This window comes from Kitasatospora sp. NPDC057518, from assembly GCF_042802075.1.
Lineage (GTDB): Bacteria > Actinomycetota > Actinomycetes > Streptomycetales > Streptomycetaceae > Kitasatospora.
Map to the genome: position 1 here is coordinate 1 of NZ_JBHVEU010000078.1, position 24,810 is coordinate 24,810.

21 protein-coding genes are annotated in these 24,810 nt (G+C 74.3%); 8 read left to right on the forward strand and 13 right to left on the reverse strand.

Features of this window, described 5'->3' with window-relative positions; genetic code table 11:
• Together ACFU7Z_RS11015 and ACFU7Z_RS11020 are read right to left on the reverse strand one after the other, a co-directional pair.
• Positions 1-393: YccF domain-containing protein (locus tag ACFU7Z_RS11015; protein ID WP_380777304.1), on the reverse strand; the 393-nt coding region annotated here is incomplete at its 3' end.
• Positions 394-611: 218 nt separating this feature from the next.
• Entirely contained in the window at positions 612-4,010 is a 3,399-nt protein-coding gene (locus ACFU7Z_RS11020; RefSeq protein WP_380777306.1) for a S8 family serine peptidase, read from the reverse strand.
• Positions 4,011-4,238: 228 nt separating this feature from the next.
• Between ACFU7Z_RS11020 and ACFU7Z_RS11025 the strand changes: the two genes are divergently transcribed.
• From ACFU7Z_RS11025 to ACFU7Z_RS11035, 3 genes are all read left to right on the forward strand, one after another.
• The gene (locus ACFU7Z_RS11025) at positions 4,239-4,772 is read left to right on the forward strand and encodes a SigE family RNA polymerase sigma factor (RefSeq protein WP_375877128.1); all 534 of its coding nucleotides are present in this window, start codon (positions 4,239-4,241) and stop codon (positions 4,770-4,772) included.
• On the forward strand, positions 4,769-5,587 hold the full coding sequence (locus ACFU7Z_RS11030; RefSeq protein WP_380777307.1) for a hypothetical protein: 819 nt from the start codon (positions 4,769-4,771) through the stop codon (positions 5,585-5,587). Before ACFU7Z_RS11025 ends, ACFU7Z_RS11030 begins: the two co-directional genes overlap by 4 nt.
• 177 nt (positions 5,588-5,764) lie before the next feature.
• Entirely contained in the window at positions 5,765-6,742 is a 978-nt protein-coding gene (locus ACFU7Z_RS11035; RefSeq protein ID WP_049656999.1) for a helix-turn-helix transcriptional regulator, read from the forward strand.
• Between the two features lie 64 nt (positions 6,743-6,806).
• On the opposite strand, the gene ACFU7Z_RS11040 is transcribed toward ACFU7Z_RS11035, so the two are convergent.
• The 10 genes from ACFU7Z_RS11040 to ACFU7Z_RS11085 form a co-directional block, all read right to left on the reverse strand.
• Positions 6,807-7,766 (reverse strand): aldo/keto reductase, encoded by a 960-nt coding sequence (locus tag ACFU7Z_RS11040; protein WP_380777308.1) that lies wholly within the window; start codon positions 7,764-7,766, stop codon positions 6,807-6,809.
• Positions 7,741-8,814 (reverse strand): lysylphosphatidylglycerol synthase domain-containing protein, encoded by a 1,074-nt coding sequence (locus tag ACFU7Z_RS11045; RefSeq protein ID WP_380777310.1) that lies wholly within the window; start codon positions 8,812-8,814, stop codon positions 7,741-7,743. The genes ACFU7Z_RS11040 and ACFU7Z_RS11045 overlap by 26 nt, the downstream gene beginning before the upstream one ends.
• A complete protein-coding gene (locus tag ACFU7Z_RS11050) occupies positions 8,811-9,830 on the reverse strand; it encodes a glycosyltransferase family 2 protein (RefSeq protein ID WP_380777311.1) in 1,020 nt (339 codons plus the stop codon). Before ACFU7Z_RS11050 ends, ACFU7Z_RS11045 begins: the two co-directional genes overlap by 4 nt.
• Positions 9,823-10,986, reverse strand: coding sequence for an endonuclease/exonuclease/phosphatase family protein (locus ACFU7Z_RS11055; protein WP_380777312.1), 1,164 nt, complete (start codon positions 10,984-10,986; stop codon positions 9,823-9,825). Before ACFU7Z_RS11055 ends, ACFU7Z_RS11050 begins: the two co-directional genes overlap by 8 nt.
• On the reverse strand, positions 10,980-11,999 hold the full coding sequence (locus tag ACFU7Z_RS11060) for a decaprenyl-phosphate phosphoribosyltransferase (RefSeq protein ID WP_375877123.1): 1,020 nt from the start codon (positions 11,997-11,999) through the stop codon (positions 10,980-10,982). Before ACFU7Z_RS11060 ends, ACFU7Z_RS11055 begins: the two co-directional genes overlap by 7 nt.
• A gap of 20 nt (positions 12,000-12,019) precedes the next feature.
• Positions 12,020-13,117, reverse strand: coding sequence for an NAD-dependent epimerase/dehydratase family protein (locus ACFU7Z_RS11065; RefSeq protein ID WP_380777314.1), 1,098 nt, complete (start codon positions 13,115-13,117; stop codon positions 12,020-12,022).
• The gene (locus tag ACFU7Z_RS11070; RefSeq protein ID WP_380777316.1) at positions 13,114-14,184 is read right to left on the reverse strand and encodes a glycosyltransferase family 2 protein; all 1,071 of its coding nucleotides are present in this window, start codon (positions 14,182-14,184) and stop codon (positions 13,114-13,116) included. Before ACFU7Z_RS11070 ends, ACFU7Z_RS11065 begins: the two co-directional genes overlap by 4 nt.
• A gap of 11 nt (positions 14,185-14,195) precedes the next feature.
• Positions 14,196-15,836 carry a Rieske 2Fe-2S domain-containing protein gene (locus tag ACFU7Z_RS11075; protein WP_380777318.1) on the reverse strand — a complete coding sequence of 547 codons (1,641 nt, stop codon included), beginning with the start codon at positions 15,834-15,836 and terminating at the stop codon, positions 14,196-14,198.
• A gap of 183 nt (positions 15,837-16,019) precedes the next feature.
• Positions 16,020-16,337: a hypothetical protein gene (locus ACFU7Z_RS11080; RefSeq protein ID WP_375877121.1), complete on the reverse strand. Its 318-nt coding sequence runs from the start codon at positions 16,335-16,337 to the stop codon at positions 16,020-16,022.
• A 35-nt stretch (positions 16,338-16,372) separates the two neighbouring features.
• Positions 16,373-16,513 (reverse strand): hypothetical protein, encoded by a 141-nt coding sequence (locus tag ACFU7Z_RS11085; protein ID WP_181970519.1) that lies wholly within the window; start codon positions 16,511-16,513, stop codon positions 16,373-16,375.
• Between the two features lie 401 nt (positions 16,514-16,914).
• Here ACFU7Z_RS11085 and ACFU7Z_RS11090 point away from each other — a divergent pair, with 401 nt between their 5' ends.
• On the forward strand, positions 16,915-17,961 hold the full coding sequence (locus ACFU7Z_RS11090) for a VanZ family protein (protein WP_380777320.1): 1,047 nt from the start codon (positions 16,915-16,917) through the stop codon (positions 17,959-17,961).
• Positions 17,962-17,998: 37 nt separating this feature from the next.
• Here the strand turns inward: ACFU7Z_RS11090 and ACFU7Z_RS11095 are convergent, their stop codons facing one another.
• Positions 17,999-19,051 carry a YncE family protein gene (locus ACFU7Z_RS11095; protein WP_380777322.1) on the reverse strand — a complete coding sequence of 351 codons (1,053 nt, stop codon included), beginning with the start codon at positions 19,049-19,051 and terminating at the stop codon, positions 17,999-18,001.
• A 144-nt stretch (positions 19,052-19,195) separates the two neighbouring features.
• Between ACFU7Z_RS11095 and ACFU7Z_RS11100 the strand changes: the two genes are divergently transcribed.
• The 4 genes from ACFU7Z_RS11100 to ACFU7Z_RS11115 all read left to right on the forward strand — a co-directional run bounded on the left by ACFU7Z_RS11100 (position 19,196) and on the right by ACFU7Z_RS11115 (position 24,757).
• Positions 19,196-20,089: a LysR family transcriptional regulator gene (locus ACFU7Z_RS11100; RefSeq protein WP_049657470.1), complete on the forward strand. Its 894-nt coding sequence runs from the start codon at positions 19,196-19,198 to the stop codon at positions 20,087-20,089.
• 94 nt (positions 20,090-20,183) lie between these two features.
• On the forward strand, positions 20,184-20,696 hold the full coding sequence (locus ACFU7Z_RS11105) for a hypothetical protein (RefSeq protein ID WP_380777323.1): 513 nt from the start codon (positions 20,184-20,186) through the stop codon (positions 20,694-20,696).
• 146 nt (positions 20,697-20,842) lie between these two features.
• On the forward strand, positions 20,843-22,486 hold the full coding sequence (locus ACFU7Z_RS11110; protein WP_380777324.1) for a multicopper oxidase family protein: 1,644 nt from the start codon (positions 20,843-20,845) through the stop codon (positions 22,484-22,486).
• A gap of 249 nt (positions 22,487-22,735) precedes the next feature.
• Complete coding sequence (locus tag ACFU7Z_RS11115) at positions 22,736-24,757, forward strand: APC family permease (RefSeq protein WP_074002498.1); 2,022 nt, start codon at positions 22,736-22,738, stop codon at positions 24,755-24,757.
• Positions 24,758-24,810: the final 53 nt, after the last annotated feature.

Here is a 24,810-nt window from a genome sequence, read left to right on the forward strand (position 1 = left end):
GCCCCACTCCCGGTCCGTCGGCACGATCTCGCGGCCGAGCGGCATCAGCGAGATCGGGATCATCTTGAGGTTGGCCCACCCGAAGGGGATGCCGATGATCGACAGGAACAGCGGGATGCTGGTGACCAGGTGCCCGATCGCCAGCCACCAGCCGGCGAAGACCAGCCAGATCACGTTCCCGACGCACGACGCCGGCCCGGCGTCCGGCCGCTCCACCGCCGTCCGCCCGAACGGCCACAGGATGAAGCCGGCGATCCGGAAGGAGGCGATGCCGAACGGGATGGTAATGACCAGTACACAGCAGATGATTCCGGCGAGCACGTAGGCAAGAGCCATCCAAATGCCGCAGAAAACCAACCAGATGACATTGAGGATGAACTTCACTGCACTCATGATCGGTACCTTCTCACGGCTGATGACGTTGCACTGCAACCGTGCCATGCCCGCTGGTGAGCGTGTCTACGCCCTTAGGGGTCGCGCCTCAGGGATCGGTCCGGGTAGCAGTCCCGGACAGGGACTCCTTCGGGTTCGGCGCCCGCCGAAGGGGGCCGGGTGCGAGGCGGCCCGACGGCTCGGTGGCGCGGGGGAGACCCCGGGCCACCGAGCCCGCTTCACGGCGTCAGCCGGTAGGCGCGGAGAGCGGTCTGCTCGACGGAGCCGCCGTCGGCATCCCGGGCCGCGGCCCTGAGCGAGACGAAGCCGCCCGTCCCGGTCGGCGGGTCGACGGTGACCCGGTAGCCGCTGTCGCCCGGCTGCACCGGGGCGTTGCGCCAGGTGGCGCCGTCGTCGAAGGAGACCTGGACCTCCAGGCTGGCGACGGTCGCGGTGGGTGCGCCGCTCTGCCGCTCCACGGCGGCGAGCAGCGTGTGCTGCTTGCGCGGCGCCTGGTTGTCCGGGTTGACCGGGGCGGTGAAGCGGACCGCGTGGATCGGCAGCGGGGTGCTGCGCGGGGCGCCGCCGGGGCCCGGTGCGACGGCTCCCGAGCGGAAGGTCCAGACCGCCTCGACGGTGCCGGACAGCGCGGCCCACGGCTCGGACCGGGTGGCCTTCGCGGTCAGCCGGTAGGTGGCGTCGCCGGCCGGCACGGCGAAGTCGGCGGACTCCCGTGCGCTGCTGCCGATCCGCTTGCCGTCCCGCTCCAGGTCGATCCGGACGGTGTCGTCCAGCCGCCGCGTCCACGGTGAGCCGATGTGGCCGGGTGAGGCGTCGCTGAACAGCTGCGGCGCCAGCGTGAGGAAGCCGTCGCTGGTGCGGGCCATGGTGGCCGCGCCGCCCTGGCCGAGGGCGAGGCCGGGTCCGATGACGGCGGCGTTCCAGCGCTCGGCACAGGTCTCGCCGGCCGCGCAGCGCAGGGCACCGCTCTGGCTCACCGTGGAGGGGACCATCTCGCCGCCGGGCCCGGCGTTCTGGCCGAAGGTCGTCTCGCGGCGCTGGTCCTTGACGGTGAAGTACTCGGTGCGGACGGCCGGCAGCGCGAAGTTCGGCTCCGCGATGCTGAGGCCGCCGACGCCGCCGGCCTCCGCGAAGCTGCTGAAGTCGCCCGCCGTGCCGGGGGCCTGGGCGAAGTAGCGGGTGTTGAGGGTGGCCAGCTCGCCGGGGTCGACGGTGAAGGCCGGGTCCGGGAGCCCGCCGGTGGTGTGCACCAGCAGGTCGTAGCGGTCCGGCAGCCGTCCGTTCTGCTGCTGCGGGCCGTTCTGGACGCTCTGCGCCGTGAAGTCCAGCCGGCCGGCGCCGGGTCGGCCGCCGGGGATGACGTACAGGTTGCCGGGCCGGCCGATGGCCGCGAAGGAGTCGGCGCACCCCTCGTCGCCGCCGGTGCGGTAGCAGTAGGCCGCGGAGAGTGACCAGCCGGTGGTGGCGCGGCCGGGCACCGTGACGGTCAGCTGCCTGCCCTGCCGGGCGTCGACGGCGATCCTGGTGTCGCCGCGCAGCTCCAGCTCGGGCTGGAGGAACAGGGTGGACGTCGGGCTTGCGGTCCCGGCACCGGGGGTGACCAGCTTGCCGCCGAGGTTGTAGCGGCCCTCGGGTACCCGGGCGGTGGCGGTGCCGCCGGTGAACCGGAGCGGGAAGGACTCCCGGGTGTCCAGGTTGACCAGGCCGATCATCGACTGGGTCATCCAGGTGCCCGGTCCCACCGGAGCGCCGTCGCGGTCGACCGCGGTGACGGTGACGTCGTGCCGGACGGCCTCGCGGGTGAGCGCGTACGGGGTGGTGACGGCGGTGCCGCCGGGGCCGGTCGCGGTCACCCGGCCGGTCAGCGAGGCGCCCGCGGCGATCCGGGCCGGGTCCACGGTCACGGTGGCCGGTGCGCTGGCGCCGGCCGGGACGGTCAGCCGGGCGGGGGCGACGGTGAACCCGCCGGCCGGCCCGGTGGACCAGGCGGCCAGGTCCAGGGTGACAGGCGTGCCGCCGGCGTTGTGGTACGTGACGGTCCGGCTGGTCGGGGCCGCGTCGGACGCGTCGTCCAGGCGGATCCCGGTGCCCTCGGCGGTCGCGTACACCTCCTGGGTGGTGGCCCGGGCGACGTCGACCCGCCCGGCGCCCTGCTCGTACGCGCCGCGCCCGGCCAGCGGGGCGGCGGAGGACACGAGCGTGGCCTTGAGCTGCGGCCCCTTCCAGTCCGGGTGCTGCTGGAGGAGCAGGGCGGCGGCTCCGGCGACGTGCGGGGCCGCCATCGAGGTGCCGGAGATGGCCGTGTACCGGTCGCCGACCGGGTTCTGGCCGTCCGTCCCGGCGGCGCGGGCGGCGACGATGCCGATGCCGGGTGCCGTGAGGTCCGGCTTGACGGCGTGGTCGCCGGTGCGAGGGCCCTGGCTGGAGAGGCCGGCCAGCGAGCCGTCGCGGTCGACGGCACCCACGGTCAGCGCGGCGTCCGCCGAGCCGGGGGTGCCGACGGTGCCGGGCCGGCCGCTGTTGCCGGCCGCGGCGACGAAGAGCGTGCCGTAGCGGGCGGAGAGCGTGTTGACGGCCTGGGCCAGCGGGTCGGTGCCGTCGGTGGCGGCGCCGGTGAAGCTGGTGTTGACGATCGGCGCGCGGGCCGCGGCCCACTCCATGCCCTGGAGCGCCCAGGACTCCTGGCCGTTGCCCTCGTCGTCCAGCACCTTGCCGACCAGCAGCCGGGCCTCGGGGGCGACGCCCCTGAACCGGCCGTCGGAGGCGGAGCCGGTGCCCGCCACGATCGAGGCGACGTGCGTGCCGTGGCCGTCCGCGTCGGAGGCCACTGGGGTGGGGCCTTCCCGGGCCGGGTCGGCGAGGGTGAAGTCGGAGCTCTCGCCGAGGGAGCCGGCCACGTCGGGGTGCCCGCGGTCGATGCCGCTGTCCAGCACCGCGACCTTGACGCCCTTGCCGGTCCAGCCGGACGACCAGGCCTGCGGGGCGCCGATCTGCGCGGTCGACCGGTCGAGCGCGGCGGTCACCTTGCCGTCCAGCCAGACCTTGTCCACCCCGCTCGCGGCGAGCCCGGCGCCGGGCCGGGCGAGCTGCTGCCAGAGCTCGCCCGTGCGGGCCTTCGGGGCGCGCAGGGCCACGCCGTGCACGCTCTCCAGCGTGCGTACGACGGTGGCCCCGGCCGGCGGCGCGGCGGCGGCGAACCCCTTGGCACCGGGTCGGTCCGAGCCGAGGATCAGCGGCAGCTCGGCGGTGCCCGCGTCGTCGTAGCCCTGGGCGATCAGCCCGGCGACGTCGAACAGCCGCGGGTCCAGCCGCCCGGTGCTCAGCGGCTCGACGGCGTCCGCGGGGAGCAGGGTGAGCGTGCCCGGGGCGCCGGAGCGCTGGGTGAAGGTCACGTCCTCGCGTCCGGGCCCGGGCTGTACGGCGACCAGCGACACCCCGCCGTCGGTGCCGACCAGGGCGGTGACCCGGTCGCCGGTCACCAGGGTCACCCGGACCGGCCGGCCCGCCGCCGGTGCGGAGCCCCCGGCGGGTGCCTCGGCCGGCGATGCCCAGCCGGCCGGGGCGACGGCCGTCCCCGCCAGCACCGCGCCCAGCGCGACGGCCGGCCACCGGCCCACCCGCCTCGGGCCTCTTCTGTGTATGCCTTGCATAGTGTCCTCTCGGTGGGGCGACGCCCTGGATTCGGCGGGCCGCTCGCCGGCCCTGCCACTGGATCGACGGAGCAGGGGGCCGCAGAGGATGTCACGGCCCGTCAGAAAGATCCCTCGGGTTTTCCCCCTCCGGTGACATCCCGGCAGCGGGTCCGCTCCGTCGGAGAGGGCAGAGACGAACGGAGGGCACGCCCTGTGCGTAGCGCAGACCTGGAGGAGTTCCGCGGCTTCGCCGAGGACCGGTTGCCGCACCTGCGGCGGACCGCGTACCTGATGTGCGGCGACTGGCACCACGCCGAGGACATCACGCAGACCGCACTGACCAAGCTGTACGCGGTGTGGGGAAGGCGGCACCGGATCGCCAACCTGGAGGCCTACGCCCACCGGGTGCTGACCCGGTCCTGCATCGACCACACCCGGCGCCGCTGGCGGCACGAGGACCCGACGCCCGTGCTGCCCGACCGGGCCGGCCAGGGAGCCGACCCCTCGCTGGGCCTCCAGGTCCGGGCCGCGCTGGCCGCGCTGCCGCCGCGTCAGCGGGCCGTGGTGGTCCTGCGGTTCTGGGTCGACCTGGACATCGCGGCCACCGCCAAGGCGCTCGGCTGCACCGCCGGCACGGTCAAGAGCCACACCTTCCGGGCTCTCGCCCGGCTGCGCGAGCTGCTCGGCGAGACCGACCCGTTCGACGAACTGGCCGTCACCCCTACCCCCCTGAAGGAACTGCTGTGACACATGACCACGCCCTCGACGGGCAGGACGAGCTGCGGGCCCTGCTCGCCACCGGACTCGGCACCGAACCGCCACTGCCCGCCGACTCGGTGGACGCGGCAGTGGCCGCCGGACGACGCCGCAGCGGCGTGCGGCTGGCCGTGCGGGCCGGCGCCGGGGTGGCAGCCGCCGCGGCTCTGACCGCCCTGCTGGGGGGCCTGCCGACCGGCGGTGCCGCCCACGACCCGGGCGGCACGGCGGTGGCCGCCGACCCGCTGACCGGCCCGCTGACCCTGGCCGGCGCGGCCGGCGACGCCCCGCAACCGCTGCGACCGGACTCCTTCGGCCCCGGCGGCGGCCGGCCCACCGGCTGGAGCAGTGAGCAGCTGGGCGCCACCCTGGCCGGGCTCCTTCCGGCGGGCGGCGGCACGACGGTGCGCGGCGGTGACATCCCCGGCCGCACCTTCCGGGTCGACTGGGCGTCCCCGGTGGGCCAGGTGGAGCTTGTCGGCGGCGCCGACCGGACCGCCGACGCCCCGAACGTACCGCTCTGCGCCACGATCGCCCTGCCCAAGGTCACGCCGCGCCCCGGCGTGCCCTCGCCGCAGGAGGCGGCCCCGCGCACCAACTGCCAGGTGGCCGAACTCCCGGGCGGCGCCCGGGGCGAGGCGATGACGCTGACCTTCCCGCAGGGCGGCCGCGTCTCCCAGTACGTCCGCGTGCAGCGTGCCGACGGTCGGACGGTGACGCTCCAGCAGTGGGTCGGCGCGTCCGGCGCGGGCCTGGGAACGGACGAGCTGCTGGCGATCGCCGACGACCCCGCCTGGCGCTTCTGACCGGCCGCGGCCCGGGACGCGTCCGCCCCGCCGTGCGCCTGCCCGGCGGGGCGTGACCCGTGCTGTCGGCCCCCGGGGCGGGGCGGTGGGCATCCGAGAAATATTGGTATAGACCTAGTCGGCTAGCTGGCTTAGCCTCCCTGTGGTGACGAGCGGGACCATACGGGGGTATCTGCTGTGCTTGAGGTGCTGGGCATCGAACCGTCGGCGGAGGCGGTGTACCGGCTGATCGTGGAGGAGCCGGGGTTCCGGGTCGTCGACATGGCCGAGCGGTTGGGGTGGAGTGAGGAACGGGTGCGGGTCGCGTTGAACCGGTTGGCCGAGCTGGACCTGGTGAACCTGGAGGACGGCTGCCGGGACGCGGTGCCGTTCAATCCGGACGTCGGGTTCGGGTTCCTGCTCTCGCGGGCGACCGCCGACCTCAGCCGGCGCCAGCGGCAGATCGAGTCCGCCGAGCAGGCGGTGACGGCGCTGAGCGCCCGGTTCAACGCCAACCGGGCCTCGCGGTACGAGGTCATCCACCGGCTGGAGGGGCTGGACATGGTCCGCAAGCGGCTGGAGGACCTGGCCTCCACCGCCGAGCGCGAGTGCCTGTCGCTGCTGCCCGGCGGCGCCCAGCTGCCGGACACCATGGACGCCAGCGAGCCGTTGGACCGGCAGGCGCTGGAACGCGGGGTGCGGATCAGGAGCGTCTACCAGGAGAGCTTCCGCAACGACCCGGCGACGCTGGAGTACGTCCGCTGGTTCACCCGGCTCGGCGGGCAGGCCTGCACGGTGCCCTTCCTGCCGCTGCTGCTGGTGGTGGTGGACCGGGAGACCGCGCTGGTGCCGATCGACCCGCAGGACGGCCGCGCGGGCGCGCTGGAGGTCCGGACCCCGGGGGTGGTGAGCGCGCTGGCCCTGCTGTTCGAGGAGTTCTGGGCGGCGGGCACGCCGTTCGGCCAGGACCCGCGCCGCAACGAGCACGATCTGACGCCCCAGGAAAGGGAGTTGCTGCTCCTGCTGAGCATCGGCTGCACCGACGAGGTGGCCTCCCGGCGGCTTGGGCTGTCGCTGCGCACGGTGCGCCGGATGAGCTCCCAGCTGATGAACCGGCTGGGCGCGCGCAGCCGGTTCGAGGCGGGGGTGCGCGCGGCGAAGGAGGGCTGGCTCTGACCGACGGGCACGGGGCCGGGGCCTGTCCCGCACGACAGGCCCCGACGGCTGGAGGGAGGTCCGGTCAGGCCGCGGTGTCCAGCCGTCGGCGCTGCTCCTCGTCGAGGACGAGGTCCAACGCGCCCAGGCTCTCCTCCAGTTGGGCGACGGAGCTGGCGCCGACCACCGGGACGGTCGGGACGGGGTGGCCGATCAGCCAGGCCAGCACCACCTGGTTGACGGTGGCGCCGGTCTCCTCGGCCACCTCCGCCAGTACGGCCAGCCGGGCCTTCGTCTCCGGCCGCTCGTACTCCGCGCGCAGCGGGCGGTCCGGGCGGCAGTACGAGCCGCCGAGCAGTGGGGAGTAGGCGAGCAGCGCCATCGAGGGCCGCGCCGCGAGGTGCGAGAGCAGGGCCTCGTCGGCGTGCTTCTGGATGCCGAAGTCCGCGTCGGGCCTCGGCCGCAGGTAGCTGTGGCGCTGCTGGACGCACCGGTAGCCGGGCCAACCACGCTCGACGGCAAGGTCGTTGGCGTCGGCCAGCTGGGCGGCGCTGTGGTTGCTGCACCCGAGGGCGGTGACCTTGCCGTCGGCGACCAGCCCGGCGAAGGCGCCCATGGTCTCCTCGACCGGTGTGGCCGGGTCGGCCACGTGCGCGTAGTACAGGTCCAGCCGGTCGGTGCCGAGGCGGCGCAGGCTGCCCTCCGCCGCCTCGCGCACCGCGCGGGCGGACAGGCCCTCGATGTGCTCGGGGAAGGGCAGTCCGGGCACCGGGCGGGCGCCGAGCTTGGTGGCGAGCACCAGGTCGTCGCGGTTGCCGCGGCGGGCCGTCCAGCGGCCGAGCAGTTCCTCGCTCTCGTATCCGTTCGCGCCGGGCGCCCAGAAGGCGTAGTTGTTCGAGGTGTCGATGAACGTCCCACCGGCTTCGGTGAACCGGTCGAGGATCGCCGTCGAGGTCTCCTCGTCGACGGTGGTGCCGAAGGTCATCGCGCCGAGACAGAGCACGCTGGCCGACTGGCCGTCAACTCCGAGGCTGCGGTACCGCATCAGTCTTCCCTCCAGGGGGATCGGCAGTGGTGTCGCCGGGCGCGGCGGGGGCAGTGCCCCGCCGCGACCTGGTCACCAGAATCATTACCCCGGCGGTGCCCAGTTCGGCCACTGTGCAGACCAGTCGGGAGACGATCGCGGCCGCGCCGGCCGTGGAGACCGGCACGACCGTCGACAGCGACAGCACCAGGACCATCTCCCGGGCGCCCAGGCCGTCCGGGAGGACGATCGTCAGCGTGCCCGCGACGGTGGCGAGCGCGAAGCCCCCGACGCAGGCCGCCAGCGAGCGGCCGGGCGGCCCGCCCAGGGCGACCACGATCAGCCACAGGTGCAGGCCGGCCGAGAACCAGGACAGCAGGGCCAGGGCGAGCGAAACCCGCACCGCGCGGGGGGAGTTGCGCCCGGACGGCGGCGGCCGGCGGAACAGCCGGGCGCCGTGTTCCACCGCCGCGCCGATCAGGCCCGGACGGACCACGAAGCAGAGCAGCACCAGGACCGGCAGGGCCAGCCACCAGGTGTTGCCGCCGAGCACGGCGGGCGCGATGCCGAGCGCGGCGAGGCAGGCGGTCAGCATGGTGATGCCCAGGCTGACCACGTAGGTGGTGACCATCCGTCCGGCCGTGGCCCCGTACTCGGCGCCCAGCTGGATGTGCGCGAGCAGCCCGAAGACCGGGGTCGGGAGGAACTTGCCGAGCAGCCCGCAGAAGAAGATCCGGGCGCTGCCGAACAGCCCGACGGGCGGCCCCAGGTCGTCCAGGACGGCCCGCCAGGACAGCAGGCCGAGCAGCAGCCCGCCGACGTTCGTCAGTACGGACACCGCCAGCAGGGCCAGGGACCAGCCGTCCGCCATCCTGGTCACCAGGCTCCAGGCATCGTTGCGGGCCACCGCGACCAGGCCCGCGACGCCGGCGACCAGCAGGACGGCGGTCAGCAGCCGCCGCCGGCCCCGCGGCGGGCCGGCCGGACCGCCCCCGGACGCGTCCGCCGTGACGCCGTCCGTCGCGACGCCGTCCGTCGCGACGCCGTCCGTCGCGACACCGTCCGTCATGACGCCGGGTGCCGCGGCCGCCGGAAGCCGCGTTCGGTGAGCGCCCGCACCGCGCCCCGGGCGACGCCCGCCACCAGCGCGGTGTGCAGCAGGAAGTGGTAGCCGACGAACACCGGGTAGTACCGCAGCCCCTGGTCGCGCACCACGAACCGGGCCAGCCCCGGGTCCGCCACCGCGAACCAGGCCACGCCCAGCGCCGGGAGGACGGCCGCCTTGGGCGTGAGCAGCAGCAGCGGCAGGCTCCCCCAGGTGGCGGCGGTGGCCAGCACGCCCGGCATCCGGTTCGCCTTGAGCGCCCCGGGGCTGAAGCGGTGGGCGCCGGCGAACGCCACCAGCAGCTGCGAGCGCCGGTACTGCTCGCCGAGCAGCGCGCCCAGCCGCTCCACGTCGTCGTGCTGGCCGGTGATGCGCTCGGTCAGCAGGATCGGGTACTTCGCCGCCAGCCGCTCGCTGTACTCCACGTCCTCGGACTCCCGCAGGGTCTCGTCCAGCGGGCCGATCTCCTCGTACACCTCCCGCCGGATGGCGCACATGGCGAAGAAGACGGTGCGCACCCGGCCGGTGGCCCGCCGGCGCCACCAGTACTCGTGCAGGACGCGGTAGCGCTCGACCGGGCCGTCGTCGAACAGTGCCCGCTTGCCGACCACCCCGTGGACGCAGCCGAGGTCGGGCTGCTCCGCCAGCAGGGCCACGGCGTTCGCGACCGCGTCCGGGTCCAGCGCGATGTCGGAGTCCAGGAAGAACAGGATCTCCCCGGTGCTCTCGGCCGCCCCGCGGTTGCGGGCGACGGACACCCCGCCGTTGCGCTGGGTGATCAGCCGGACGGGGTAGCGCCGGACGATCTCCGGGGAGCGGTCCGAGCTGCCGTCGTCGACGACGAGCACCTCGTGCACGGGGTAGGTCTGCGCGAGGGCGGACTCGACGACCGCCGCGATGGTCTTCTCGTAGTTGTAGTTGGGGATGATCACCGACACCGTTGGTCGTGCCTCGGCCGTGCGTGCGTCCGGATCAGCCATGTGTGCCTCCCGTTGCGGGCCCGGTGATCCAGGCGTCCTGGCGGAGATGGTCGGATGTGCCCTCGGGGCTGCTCAGCGAGTAGCGGTGGGTCCGGGAGCCGTGTGCGGTGAACGCCCAGTCGAAGCGCCACCAGTCGTGCCAGCTGCCGGCGTCCCAGGACATCGGCAGGATCGTGTCGCCCGCGTCCGCCGCGTCCTGGGTGAGGCCGCGCAGCTCGTTGAGGTCGCCCATGCCGGCGTTGGTGTTGAAGTCGCCGGCGATGAACAGGGGGTCGGGGTTGGCCCGGACGTCCCGGACCAGCCCGTCGAACTGCTGCCGGCGCTCCCGCTGCCGGCGGTGCACGTCGGCCGGGAAGTCCTGCGGGGGCATCCCGTAGGCGACCGGCACGAGCATGTGGACGTTGTAGAAGGACATCACCGAGCCGTTGACCGCGAGGTCGGTGCGCAGCACCTTGGCCCCGGCGAAGACGCGCGACCAGTCGCCCTCCCCGCGCGCCCGCAGCTCCTGGTCCGGGCCGACCGGCGGCTGCGCCACCACGGGGAACCGGGAGAGGGTCACCAACTCGCCCCGGGTGACCACCTGGTAGCCCGGGAACTCGCGCTTCAGCCGGGCGGTGTCGTCCACCTCGCGGGCGCCGTCGGCGCCGGCCGCGTCGTCCCAGTGCAGGTACTCCTGGAGCAGGTACACGTCGGCGTTCTGGGCCTTGAGGTAGGCGTAGAACCGGTCCGGGTCCACGTCGGAGCCCCAGTACTCGGTGTTCTGCGCGACGACGTGGATCGCGCCGGGCGGCACCGTCCGGTCGGCCGTCGCCGCGGCCAGCGTCAGTCCCGACTGGTCCAGCCCGACGGCGAGCGAGAGCACGCCCATGACGGCGGGCCAGCGCACCCGGCCGCGGCCGCGGCGCAGCCGGACGGCGAGCGCGGCCAGCAGCACCAGCAGCGGGACGCCGAGCAGGACCGGGGGAGGGGCGGCCCCGGGGACGACCCAGAACCAGGCCCGGCCGGTCAGGGCCTCCTGGAGCGCGCAGAACAGCAGCCACCCCGCGCTCACTGCGGCCAGCAGCCGGACCGGCCAGGTGGCGGCCCGGTCGGCGAGGAACCAGGACCGCCGGGGCCGGGAGAGCGCGAAGCGCCCGGGCTGAGGGGCCGTCACCATGACTGCACCGCCAGCAGGAGTCCGAAGCCGGTCAGCCACAGGCCGCCGACGGCGAGCATGGTCCGGTCCGTGAAGAGGGTCCGGGTCGGTTCGCCGCCGCCCTCGCTGACCAGCAGGATCTGCAGGTAGCGGGCGATCGCGAAGACCGCCAGCGGGGTGGAGAGCAGGATCCGCAGCTGGCGCATGCCGCCGGCCGCGGCGTCGCTCTGCAGGAAGGACACGTAGGCGAGCACGGTCACCGAGGCGGCGAAGGTGACCATGCTGTTCAGGAACGGGACGGAGTAGGCGCGCAGGGCCGGCCGGTGCAGCTCCGAGGGCCCGCCCTGCACCGAGGTCAGCTCGTGCCGGCGCTTGCCGAAGCCGAGCAGGATGCAGACCGAGAAGACGCAGAGCAGGAACCAGGAGGAGATCGGGACGGAGGCCGCCATGGCGCCGGCGCAGACCCGCAGCACGAAGCCGGTGGCGATGACGAAGACGTCGACCACCGAGACGTGCTTGAGGACGAAGCTGTACAGGATGTTGGTGACCGCGTAGACGAGCACGGGGACGGCGGCGGCCCCCGCGGCCGCCGAGCCGGCCAGCAGGGCGAGGTAGAGGACGGCGCCGAGCACGATGGCGACCGGGACCGGGACGGCCCCGGAGGCGATCGGGCGGTGGCGTTTGACCGGGTGGCGGCGGTCCCGCTCCCGGTCGGCGAGGTCGTTGACGACGTAGGTGGCCGAGGACGCGAGGACGAACAGGACCAGGACGGGCAGGGCGTCGGCGACGGCCGGCCACGGCGAGGCGCCGGACGCCAGCAGGGGCAGTACCAGGACGACCGCGTTCTTCGGCCACTGGAACGGTCTGACCAGCCGGAGCAGGCCGCGCACCAGCGAGCCGCGCCGGGGCTCCCCGGGCAGCCCGGACCCGCCGGGCTCCTCGGGCAGGTCGGCGGGCGGGGGGCCGGTGGCCCCGTCGGGCGGATGCACCGGCGGGCCGACGAGGCCCTTTCGGTACTCGCTCGCAGTACTCACTTCCGTTCCCTTCGCTGCTGTCAGAAGAGGACCTTGACCGTGCGCAGGGCACCCTCGCGCCAGCGGTCGGAGTGCGTCCGGCCGGTGGTGCCGGCCACGGCGGACCGGTTCGCGCGGTACCAGGTGAAGCTGCGCTCGATGGCGGTCGCGTTGGAGTGGCGGGGGGTGAAACCGAGCACCTCGCGGGCGTCGGTGATGTCGACGCAGGAGTCCCGGGTGAGCTTCTGGACGAGGCGTCCGTAGACCGGGGACAGCCGCAGCGCGGCCAGCGTCCGCAGGGCGGCCTTCGCCGGGCCGAGCGGCAGCGGGACGACCCGCTTGCCGTGGCCGGCGAGGTCCAGGACGACCTGGCAGTCCTCGCGGAACGAGCCGTACTCGGCCGCGCCGACGTTGAACTCCCGGTTGACCCGCTCGCCCGGCAGGGTCAGCACCGCGGTCACCAGGTCGCAGAGGTCCTCGACGTCCAGCATCTGGTTGAGGGTGTGGCCGCCGCCGAGGACGGGGAAGCCCCGGCCGTCGAGCGCCCAGTCGAAGAGCATCGCGAAGACGCCCAGCCGGCCCGGGCCGATGAAGGTCTTCGGGCGCAGGACGGGCACGCACATGCCCCGGTCGCGGTAGTCGGCGCACAGCCGCTCGGCCGCGATCTTCGCGGCGTTGTACGGGTCGACCGGGACCAGCGGGTGGGTCTCCGGGGTCGGCGTGCGCTCCGGCAGGCCGTACACCGCGGTGGAGGAGATGTGCAGCACCCGGTCGGTCCCGGCCCGCCGGGCGGCGTCCAGGACGGTGCGGGTGCCGTCGACGTCCACCGAGCGGATCTCCGCCGCCGGGTGGCTCGGCAGGGCGGCGGCGCCGTGCACCACCACGTCCGCCTCGGCCGCCAGCCGGCCGAGCAGGGTGCGGTCCCGGACGTCGCCGACCACCGCCTCCACGGAGGGCAGGGCGGCGAGTCCGGGCGGCAGCGGGCGGCGGTCGAGGGCGACCACCCGGTGGACGGGCGAGCTGCCGAGCCGCCGGACCAGGGCGCTGCCGAGGAAGCCGGCCGCGCCGGTGAGCAGTACGCGCTGGGGTCGGGCGGTGGAGCGGGGGCCGTCGGGCGTCACGGGGCTGTCGGTGGTCATGGGCGGCCTGCCGGCGGGGTGGTCGGGCCGGGGGCACCGGCGAGCGGCGGACGGGCGGCGCCCGCCGGCGGCACCTGGCGCCGGTACAGCCGCCGGAACCGCGGGCTCAGCAGCCACTGGCCGGCCCCGACCGCCGCGCCCGCCGTCACCGCGGTGCCCGCCGCGAAGTGCAGGGCGGTGTACGCGACCGCCGTCGGGACCCCGCGCTCGCGGACCAGGAAGGCGTGGAAGCCGCGGTCGGCGAGCACGGCGCCGGCCGCCAGGGCGGCGGTGGCCGGCAGCGTCCGGCGGGACACCAGGGCCAGCGGCAGCGAGGCGACCGCGCCGGCCGCGGCGAGCGCGGCGACGGCCCGGGAGCGGGTCTCGAACCCGCGCATGAAGCCCCGGTGGTCCACGTAGAGCGGCACCCGCAGGCGCGCCCGGCGGAACAGCTTGCGGACCAGCCCGGACAGCTGCTCCTCGTCGTTGTGCCGCCCGACCACCGCGGAGCTGAGCTCGATCCGGTGGGTGGCCGACAGCCGTACGCCGAAGTCGATCTCCTCGGTCTGGCGCAGGGCCGGGTTGAGCCCGCCGGAGTCCAGGAACAGCGACCGGCGGATGGCCGCCAGGGCCGAGAACCAGGGGGTGACGGTGCCCTCGGAGCTGATCCGCCAGTAGTACGACTGGAGGATCCGGTAGTCCCCGACCCGGGTGGTCGGCAGCAGCGGCTCCTTGGCGGTGATGCCGCACACCGACCCGGTCTCCGGGTCGGCGGCGAGGCGCTCCACCGCGGCGGCGACCGAGGCCGGGGAGAGGCCGACGTCGGCGTCCAGGAAGAACACGATCTCGCCGCGGGCCTCCCGGGCACCGCGGTTGCGGGTCTCGGCGGGCCCCGCGTTGCGCTCCTGGCGGACCAGTCGGCACGGGTACTTCTCCGCCACCAGGGCGGAGTCGTCGGTGCTGGCGTCGTCGACCACGACGATCTCGAGGTTGGGGTAGGTCTGGGCGGTCACCGCGTCCAGGCAGGCGGGCAGTGTGCGGGCGTCGTTGTAGAGCGGGATGACCACCGACACCAGGGGAAGGGTCATGTCTGTCCTGTTCAGGCCGCGGGGATCTCGGGCAGGTCCGGGTCATCGTCGGACGGGTTGACCCGCGCCTCGCTGATGATCTTCCGGTCGTCACTGGTCAGGCAGCGGCCGGTGGCCAGGTCGAACTCCCAGTCGTGCAGGCGGCAGGTGAGGATGCCGTCCCGGTGGGAGCCGAACCGGACCAGGTCCGCCTTGAGGTGGGGGCAGAGCCGCTGGACGACGTGGTCGCCGGCCCGGGCGCGCTCCTCGGTCTGGCTCAACTCCGCGTAGTAGCCCTCGACATAGGCCATCCGCTCGGTCGAGAGAGAGGCGAAGAAGGTGGTCACGAACTCGTTGAAGGGCCCCTTGCGGGCGGCCTTGAAGCGGCAGGACAGGAACAGCTCGTTCGCCCAGTCGGGGCAGCGCTCGGCGACCATCCGCTCCACCAGCGGCCGGGGCAGCTCGAAGCGGTAGCGGCACTCCTCGCCCGCCCAGCGGGCCACCCGGCGGTCCAGGAAGTCGAACAGGATCTGCTCGGTGGGTGCGGTCCCGGCTCCGGTCCCGCCGTCGGCCCCCTCTCCGGCTCCGGTCGCGTCCGGGGTGTCCACCACCTCGACCAGGACCCGGCCGTTGATGCCCTCGCAGGTGCGGTCGGCGTACTGCAGCAGCGGCTCCACCCACTCCCGCAGGCCGGTCAGCAGGTCGGTGCGGGTGGTCGGCCAGCCGGCCTTCTCCGCGCGGATCCGGTCGGCCCGGCGGGCCTGGTACTCGCGCAGGTAGCCGGTGCGGTCGTCGCGGATCCGGGCGACCGTCCGCTCGTCGACCTGCTCCAGCCGGCAGCTGCGGTCCGGGCCCAACTCGGCCACGGTGCCCGGCAGGAGGAGGTGGGTGTTGGTCACCCCGCGCTCGCGGAGGAAGTCGAGGAAGACCCACTGGTCGGGGAAGATGTTGGCGTCGTCGCCGTCCAGGTCGTTGAGGTGGAAGAGCTCCTCGTCCAGGAAGCAGGGCGGCCCGGCGAACGGGAAGACGTGCTCGGCGCCGTACTGCTCGACGTAGTTCAGCGCGCGGGCCATGCCGTTGCGGCGCTTGCGGCGGCCGACGGTCTGCTTCATCCGGGCGGGGAAGTCGTACACCATCGGGTACCAGATCGCCCCGGAGTACTGGAGGAAGTGCCCGGCGAGCGGCCCGAAGGACCTGATCCGGGGCTCGTCGACCGGGCGGGCGTCGTTCTGGTTGAGGATCCGGGTGCCGTTGTCGTCGATGAGGATCGCGGAGTCGCCGATCGGGCCGTCGGTCGGCGAGGTGAGGGCGTTGACCATCACCTGGACGCCGCCGTCCAGTTGCGTCGGTTCGAGGTCCCGGGTCTGGACGAAGTGGCGGAAGCCGAGGTCCTCCAGGGACGTCCGCAGGTCGCGGACCGGGTAGTCCGGCAGCAGGACGACGGTGTCCTTGGACATCCGGGTCCGCAGCCACTCGGCGTCGAAGTGGTCGTGGTGGAGGTGGGAGACGTACAGGTACTCCGCGGTGTGCAGTTGGGCGGTGTCCATCGCCTCGTTGTCGGGGAACGGGAACCACGAGGCGAAGAACGCCGGATTGAACCAGGGGTCGCAGAGGATGCGCCCGGCACTGGTCTCCACGAGCAGGCCGGCGTGGCCGACGGATGTGATGCGCATGAGTCTCCAATGGCGGTCGAGCGACTTCAGGAGGAGGCGGCCGGGGAGAGGCAACAGCCGTGGGGGGAGCCACCGTTGGGGGAGCGGCCGCGGTGCCGGCCGGGCGGGCGTCAGTGGCCGTCCGTGGGCCCTGTCGGCGGTCGTGGGCGGGCGTGAGCGGCCGTGAGCGGTCGTCAGCGGCCGTCAGTGGGTGTCGCGCCGCGGGCCGGCGGGCCGGTCGAGCACGTTGAAGTCCGTGACGGCGAACCGGGCGAGCGCCGTCGGGCCGGCGACGGCCCGGTGGGCGATCGCGATGGCGCGGCCGACGGCGTCGGTCAGGTCGCAGCCGGCGAGGTAGAAGGTCAACCGGACACCCCGGGGGGTGATGTGGACGTGGAGGTGCTCGACGCCGTCGCGGGCGGACGTGACGCTGTCCAGGGCCGAGAGCACGGCCCCGACGGTCGGCCGGGCGCCCGCCGACCCGCCTGTCGCGGCGGTCAGCAGCACGCCGACGAGGTGCACCGGAAGTCCTGGGAGCTCTGGGGGGAACCGGCCGGTCAGCCCCAGGAGAAGCCGCTGCCCACCGCGGCCGGGAAGGCCTGCGGGAGCGGGCGGAAGGGAAGCGGGGCGACCGGCGCGGTGGCGAGCCCGGTCGTCGTCCGGCGTACGGGGCCGCGGGAACGCGCGGAGGTGAACATGGGGAAGTCCTCCGAATCCTGGGGGGTTTCGGGCCGCCCTCGTTCGTCCGCGGCCTCGGTGGTCCCAAGATTCGCACGGGCCCCGGTGCGCTCACACGGGTTCAGGGTGACACCAAACGCGTGGCAGCTTCGGGCCAGGAAGGGGACGTCGCGCCGACCCCGGATGAGCTGCGCGGCAGTCGACTTGGCAGGTTTCGGTCAGGCGGAAGGTGTCAGCCCGCCGCCGTCCCGCGTTCCGCGATGTGGACGCCCGGCGGCCGTCCCCGGGAGGGAATACGTGCAGGTCCCTCGCGTGGACGGCTCGGTCTCGCGAGGGACCTGAGGGTGGGTCCGGGGCCGGAGCAGGCCGGTGCCACGGCTGGGGTAGCGTTCCTTTGCCTACCCTTGACCCGGAAGACCTGATGATCGAAGCAAGCTACTCGGCCGTCCCCGCCCTCCTGCTCGTGTTCGCCGTCCTCGGGTCGGCGCTCGCCCTCGGCACCGCCCGGTGGGCCCGCCGGAGAGGCATGGCGGTCCCGACGGCGGTGCTGTGGGGACTGAGCCTGGCGGGCGAGCTGGCGGTGACGCTGACACCGACGGCCACCGGGTACTCGGGGCCGCCGAGTTGCACGATCGGGCCCGGCATGTGGGCCGACGCGACGGCGCAGCAGGGGCTGATGAACATCGCGCTCTACCTGCCACTGGCGTTCTTCGGCGTGCTGCTCTTCCGACGGCCGGTCACCGTGCTCGCGGGCTGCGCGGTGCTGTCCGCCGTCACCGAGGTCGTCCAGACCCTGCTCGGGACCGGACGCGCCTGCGACGCTGCGGACTTCGTCGACAACGCGGCCGGCGCCCTGCTGGGGACGCTGCTCGCCGTCGGCTGGCTGCTGGTCCGGCGGCGCGGGCTGCCCCGGCTGCGCCGCGACCTGGTCCACGGGCTGGTGCTGGGCGCCGTCGGGCTGGCGGGGGCGGGGCTGGTGGTCCACGTCGGGATCCGCACGTACCGGGACTCACCGGGCCTCTTCGCTCCGCCGTCCGACGACATCGCGACGGCGCAGCGGGTGGCGGAGGGCGTGTTCGGCCCGCGCACGCTGGTGGACACCACCACGACCACCGCCGACCCCGGGCTCACCCAGCAGATCATGGACGTCAGCACCGACCGCGGCGACCTCCGGATCGAGCAGCCCAGCGGCCGTCTGCTCGCCGTCGCCGCCGCCACGCCCTCAGCCGACGCGGCCGGCTCACCCGCCCTCACCCCGGAGCAGGTCGTCGCCGCCGGCCGGGCCTTCGCCGACACCTGGTTCGCCGACCGGATCGCCGGCCTGACCCCGACCGTCACCCCCGCCGGCCCGAACGGCGCTGCCCGCACGCTCGGTTACCGCCGCGAGGGTACGGCCGCGGGGCAGCCGGCGGTGCGCCTCGACCTGACCGTGGGCGCCGACGGCCGCATCCTGACAGCTGCCTCGTAGTCCCTGGTCCTCGAACTCCCGTGGTCCGTCCCGGGGTTCAGGCGGGGCGGGGCAGGTACGCCAGGCCGTGCGCGCCCGCCTCGCCGAGCCGGGGGACCTCCAGCCGGGCCACCTGCTCCAGCGCCTCCAGGTCGATGACGTCGACGGTGGAGGAGACGGCGCAGGAGACGTAGGCGAGGCGGCCGTCGGGGGAGGAGGTGACGGTGAGCGGGAAGAGGCCTACCTCGACCGAGCCGAGCCGCTGGTGACCGTCGGCGGCGAAGACCGTGAGACGGCCGGGGAGTTGGCGCCCCAGCGGGGAGCCGTCGGGGACGCTGCGCACCTCGCCGGCCAGCAGCCTGCCGGTCGGGGTGAGGTGGACCGGCAGGGCGGGGGAGTCCGTCGGGAGGACCTCCGTGACGGAGGCGGTCGCGACGTCGATGACACGGATGCCGGGGGTCGGGGCGGGCGTGGTGGTGGTCGAGAAGTACGGGCCGGCGGCGTAGACCCGGGCGCCGTCGGGGGAGACGGCCAGGCCCTCGCTGCCGGGGACCTCGACCTTGGCGGTCAGCACGCCCCGGTCGAGGTCCACGACCGAGACGAAGGGTGCCTCCTTGTTGGTGGCGAAGCCGGTCCGGCCGTCCGGGGTGATGGCGAACCAGTGCGGACCGGGCGCCTCGGTGCCGATCCGGCCGATCGGGCGGCGGGTCCCGGTGTCGATGACCACGACGCCGCCGGGCCGGTCCGGGCCGCCCTCCACGCTGACGTACAGCCGGCCGCGGGCGGTGTCCAGGGCCAGCCCGTGCGGGCCGTGTTCGGGGGCGAGGTCGACCACGTCGACGACCCGCCGGGTGTCGGCGTCGATGACGGTCACCTCGGTGCGGCGGCCGCTGTTGGCGCCGTAGTAGCCCGAGCGGTAGGCGCTGGTGCACCAGAGCAGCCGCCGGGTCGGGTCGAAGCAGAGCTCGTGCGGTTGGGCGAGGACCCGGACGGTGTCGAGGTGCCGGTCGGTGGCGGCGTCGAAGAACAGGACGTTCGAGCCGCTCTGGCTGACGACGGCGAGGACGTCGCCGGTGCGGTCGGTGCGGTCGGCACGGGTGGGCTGCGACATGAGGACTCCTCGGTGAGGGTTTGCGTGGTTCCGCGGTTTCGCGGTCGTTTCCACTGTCGTCGGCAGCCGCGGCGGGAGCCATGCAAGGATTGGCATCGGATAGTTGTCCAGGATGCAAAGACCCAGGTCAGGAGCGCGTGACCGATGGATCTCAACCTGCTGCGGGCGCTGGACGCCCTGCTCCAGGAGAACAGCGTGACCCGCGCGGCCGAGCGGCTCGGCACCTCACCGGCGGCCGTCAGCCGGATGCTGGCCCGGCTGCGCCGCGCCGTCGAGGACCCGCTGCTGGTGCGCGCCGGGCAGGGCCTCGTCCCGACCCCGCGGGCGCTCGAACTGCGGGAGGAGGTCGGCGCGTTGCTGCGCGGCTGCGACAGCGTGCTGCGCCCCGGCGCCGGCTTCGACCCCGTCCACCTCGACCGCACCTTCACGCTGCAGGCCGGCGAACTGATGCTGGTACGGACGGCGGGCGCCCTCGTCGAGCGGGTCCGGGCGGAGGCCCCGCGGGTGGACGTGGTCTTCCTGCCGGAGGCGCTGGAGGACGGGCCGGCGCTGCGGCAGGGGCTGGTGGACGTCGAACTGGGCGTGCTCGGCCACCTGGACACGGAGGTCCGCACCCGGCAGCTCCTCCGCGTTCCCCTGGTCGGCCTCGCCCGGGCGGGCCATCCGCTGTTCGACGGCCGCCGGATCACCGCCCGCCGGTTCGCCGCCGCCGACCACATCGGCGTCTCCCGGCGCGGCAAACGGCTCGGCCCGATCGACGCCGGGCTCGCCGAACTCGGGCTCCGGCGTCGGGTGGCGGTGGTCGTGCCCAGCCACACCGGCGCGATGCTGCTCGCACGGGACAGCGACCTGGTCACCCTCGTCCCCGAGGACTGGCTGCCGGACACCGTCGCCGCGCTGGGCCTGCGCACCTTCCCGATCCCGCTGGAACTCGCCCCGCTGGAGCTGGGGATGGCCTGGCACCCGCGCAACTCGGCCGATCCGGGGCACCGCTGGTTCCGCGAGCACGTGGCGGCCGCGGTGCTGGGGCGGGAGTAGCTCCCCGCGGGGGTGCGCCCCGGCTCGGTCCGCGGTGTGCGGCCGGGATACCCTGCCGGGGTACATGGCGGCGGCTGGGGACAGGAGGCGGAGGATGGTGCGGTCACGGTCGTTCGGTCGGCCGGTGCCGTGGGCGCCGCGCCTGCTGCTGCTCGCCGCGCTGCTGTTCGGCATCGTGACGATGCACACGCTCGGCCATCCGGGCGGCGGGCACGGTGGTTCCGGCGGGTACGGCGGACACGGTGGTTCCGGCGGGCACGAGGGAGCGGGGACGCACGCCTCGGCCGTGCACCCGGCGCACCCCGCGGCCGCCGTCCACCACGGCCCGGCCGCCGCGCCCATGGAGGCCGCCTCCGCCGTCGACCCCGCCATCTTGGCCGCCTCCGCCGTCGACCCGACCATCGCCGGCGGCATGGACCCGATGGCGGTCTGCCGCGCCGTCCTGGCGGGCTGGACCCTGGTGCTGCTCCTCGCCGGCCCGCTGCTGCGCCGCAGCGGCGACGCCGCCGCCGAGGTACGGGCCCGACTGCTGCGGGCCGTCCGCGCGCTGCCCCCGCCCGGGGGCGGGCGGATACTCCTCACCCGGCTTTCGGTGCTGCGCCAGTAGGCGCGCGCCCGCCGTCCCGTGCCCGCGCCCGCCCTGGAGCGCCCGCGCGCACGTCCACGCGCCCGCTCGCGCCCTGGAGCGCCCGCGCACGGAACGGCCGACGCGACGTCCTGCACACCTACACACCGCACGAGGTGCATTCCGCCATGCGCACACCCACCCGTCGTACCGTCCTCGGCGCCGCGCTCGCCGCCGCCGGGACCGGCCTGCTCACCGCCTGCTCCTCCGGCTCCATGAAGGGCATGGACCACGGGTCCATGAACCACGGCCCCACGAGCGGCACGACCGGAGCCGCCGCCCCGGCCGGCTACCTCGCCCCGAACGGCCCCGAGGTCGCCGCCGCCGAGGCCCGGCGCAACCCCGGCCCGGAGCGGAAGGTCGCGCTCACCGCCACCGAGACCACCCTGGACCTCGGCGGCCGCACCGTCCGCAGCTGGGCGTACGGCGACCGCCTGCCCGGCCAGGAGGTGCGCGCCACCCTCGGCGACACGCTCGCCGTCACCCTCGCCAACCACCTGCCGCAGCCCACCACGCTGCACTGGCACGGCCTCGCGCTGCGCAACGACATGGACGGCGTGCCGGGCGTGACCCAGGCCGACGTCCGGCCCGGCGCCTCCTTCGAGTACCGCTTCGCGCTCGCCCACCCGGGCACGTACTGGTTCCACCCGCACTCCGGCGTCCAGCAGGACCGCGGCCTGTACGCCCCGCTGATCGTCGAGGACCCCAGGGAGCCGCTGGCCTACGACAAGGAGTGGGTCGTCGTCCTGGACGACTGGGTGGACGGCGTCGACGGCAGCACCCCGGACGCCGTCCTCGCCGAACTCGCCCGGGGCATGGGCGGGATGGACCACTCGGGCGGCTCCGGCCACGACATGCCGGGGATGACGGGGATGCCGGGCCACGACATGGCGGGGATGACTGGGACGGGCAGCGCCCCGGGCGGCACCCCGAACGCCGCGGGCCCGTCCCGGATGCTGATGGGCGCTCAGAGCCCGCTGCTGGGAGGCGACGCCGGTGACGTCGCGTACCCGTTCCACCTGGTCAACGGCAGGCTCGCGACCGCGCCCGAGACCTTCGCCGCCAAGCCCGGCGACCGGATCCGGATCCGGCTGGTCAACGCGGGCGGCGACACCGCCTACCGGGTCGCCCTCGGCGGCCACGAGCTGACCGTCACCCACACCGACGGCTTCCCGGTCGAACCGGCCACCACCCAGGCGCTGCTGCTCGGCATGGGCGAGCGCTACGACGTGCTGGTGACCGCCAAGGACGGCGCCTTCCCGCTCACCGCGCTGGCCGAGGGCAAGAACGCCACCGCCCTGGCCGTGCTGCGCACCGGCGGCGGCGCCGCGCCCGACGCCGCCGTCCGCCCGGCCGAGCTGGACGGCCGGCTGGTCACCGCGGGGCAGCTCAGGGCCGCCCCGGACGTCCGGCTGCCGGCCAGGGCGCCGGACCGCACGATGAGGCTGGAGCTCACCGGCGGGATGGCGAAGGCCGACTGGGCGTTCAACGGCCGCCGGTACGACCCGGCGCAGCGCTACCCGGTGGCGGCGGGCGAGCGGGTGCGGCTGGAGTTCCGCAACAGCACCGCCATGTGGCACCCCGTCCACCTGCACGGTCACAGCTTCGCGCTGCCCGGCGACGGCCCGCGCAAGGACACCGCGGTGGTGCTGCCGGGCACGACCCTGGCCGTCGACTTCGACGCCGACAACCCGGGCCTGTGGATGGTGCACTGCCACAACGTCTACCACGCGGAGACGGGCATGATGACTGTCCTCGGCTACCGGGCCTGATCGCGGACTCCCCCCCCGCGCGAAAGTGCCCGGGTTCCACCCTGAAAGGACCCCGAACCGCTCCGGCGGTTCGGGGTCCCGCCGTCTCCGGCACCCGGCGCACTCCGGCGTGCCACCGGCACCGACCTGCGGCGTCATGACGATTTCTTAACGCGGCCCGGTAGCGGATCCTTAACGCCGGTCGCATAGCCTGACGCACTGCCGTCGCCCGACGGCGTTTTTACGGGGTCTTTAAACAAGAGGTGCAAGGTGGTTTCGTCGGGTTCGACGGAGACGGCGGAGTCGGACGCGCCGTCGGCGCGAATACGCCTCCGCAGCTGGCTGCTGGAGGACGTGACCGCGGAGAAGCCCGCGCGGCAGTCCGCCGACGAGGGCGCCCCGGAGGCGCCGACCGGGGGCGCGGCGGCGGGGGACTCCGCCGCGCACGGCACGCCCGCCGGCCAGCGCTGGTGGCGGGTGATGTGCCTGACCGGCCTGGACTACTTCTCGACGCTCGGCTACCAGCCGGGCATCGCCGCCCTGGCCGCGGGCGTGCTGTCGCCGATCGCCACCATCGTGCTGGTGGTCGTCACCCTGCTGGGCGCGCTGCCGGTCTACCGGCGGGTGGCCAAGGAGAGCCCGCGTGGCGAGGGCTCGATCGCGATGCTGGAGCGGCTGCTGTCGTTCTGGAAGGGCAAGCTGTTCGTCCTCGCGCTGCTCGGCTTCGCGGCGACGGACTTCCTGATCACCATCACGCTGTCCGCCGCCGACGCGAGCGCGCACCTGGTGGAGAACCCGCACCTGACCGGCTTCCTCGGCGGCAAGCAGGTGGTGATCACGCTGGTCCTGGTGGCCCTGCTCGGCGCGGTCTTCCTGAAGGGCTTCAGCGAGGCGATCGGCCTGGCGGTGTTCCTGGTCGGGACGTACCTGGTGCTGAACGTGGTCGTGGTGGCCGTCGGCCTCTGGAAGATCGTCTCGGCGCCGCACGTGGTCACCGACTGGACGGACGCGCTGACCGCCCAGCACGGCAACCCGATCGTCATGGTCGGCGTGGCCCTGGTGACCTTCCCGAAGCTGGCGCTCGGCCTGTCCGGCTTCGAGACCGGCGTCGCCGTGATGCCGCACATCAAGGGCGACCCCGACGACACCGAGGCGAACCCGGCCGGCCGGATCCGCGGCACCCGCAAGCTGCTGACCACCGCCGCCGTGATCATGAGCTGCTTCCTGATCGCCACCAGCTTCATCACCACGCTGCTCATCCCGGCCGACCAGTTCAAGGCCGGCGGCGACGCCAACGGCCGCGCCCTGGCGTACCTGGCCCACCAGTACCTCGGCGGCGCCTTCGGCAGCGTCTACGACCTCTCCACCATCGCGATCCTCTGGTTCGCCGGCGCCTCCGCCATGGCGGGCATGCTCAACCTGCTGCCCCGCTACCTGCCGCGCTACGGCATGGCCCCGCACTGGGCCCGCGCGGTGCGGCCGATGGTGATCGTGCTGACCCTGATCGGCTTCCTGGTCACCTGGATCTTCGACGCCGACGTGGACGCCCAGGGCGGCGCGTACGCGACCGGCGTGCTGGTGCTGATCAGCTCCGCCGCCATCGCGGTGACCATCGCCGCGCACAAGAAGCGCGAGCGCGGCTGGACCGTCGCCTTCGCGGTCATCGCGGCGATCTTCCTCTACACCACCGTGCTGAACTGCCTGGAGCGGCCGGACGGCCTGAAGATCGGCGCCTGCTTCATCGCCGGGATCGTCCTGGTCTCGCTGCTCTCCCGGCTGCGCCGCGCCTTCGAGCTGCGTGTCACCAGCGTCGCCCTGGACGACGTGGCGGAACGTTTCATCAGGGACTACGCCCACCGGCCGCTGCGGCTGATCGCCAACGAGCCGAACAGCCGGGACCTCGCCGAGTACCGCGACAAGATCCACCAGATCCGCGCCGACAACGACATCCCCGGCGAGGACGACCTGGTCTTCGTCGAGGTGACCGTCCGCGACGCCTCCGACTTCGAGGCCGCGCTGACCGTGCGCGGCGAGGTGCTGCACGGCCGCTACCGGGTGCTCACCCTGGAGAGCTCCAGCATCCCGAACGCGCTCGCCGCGCTGGCGCTCAACATCCGGGACCGCACCGGGCAGCAGCCGCACCTCTACTTCGAGTGGACCGAGGGCAGCCCCTTCGCCCAGTTCCTGCGCTTCTTCCTGTTCGGACAGGGCGAGGTCGCACCCGTCACCCGCGAGGTGCTGCGCGAGGCCGAGCCGGACCGCTCGCGCCGCCCGCGCGTCCACGTCGGCTGACGGCCTGCTTCCGCTGCAAAGCCCGTAACGCCCCGGCCCGTCCGCTCCTGGTG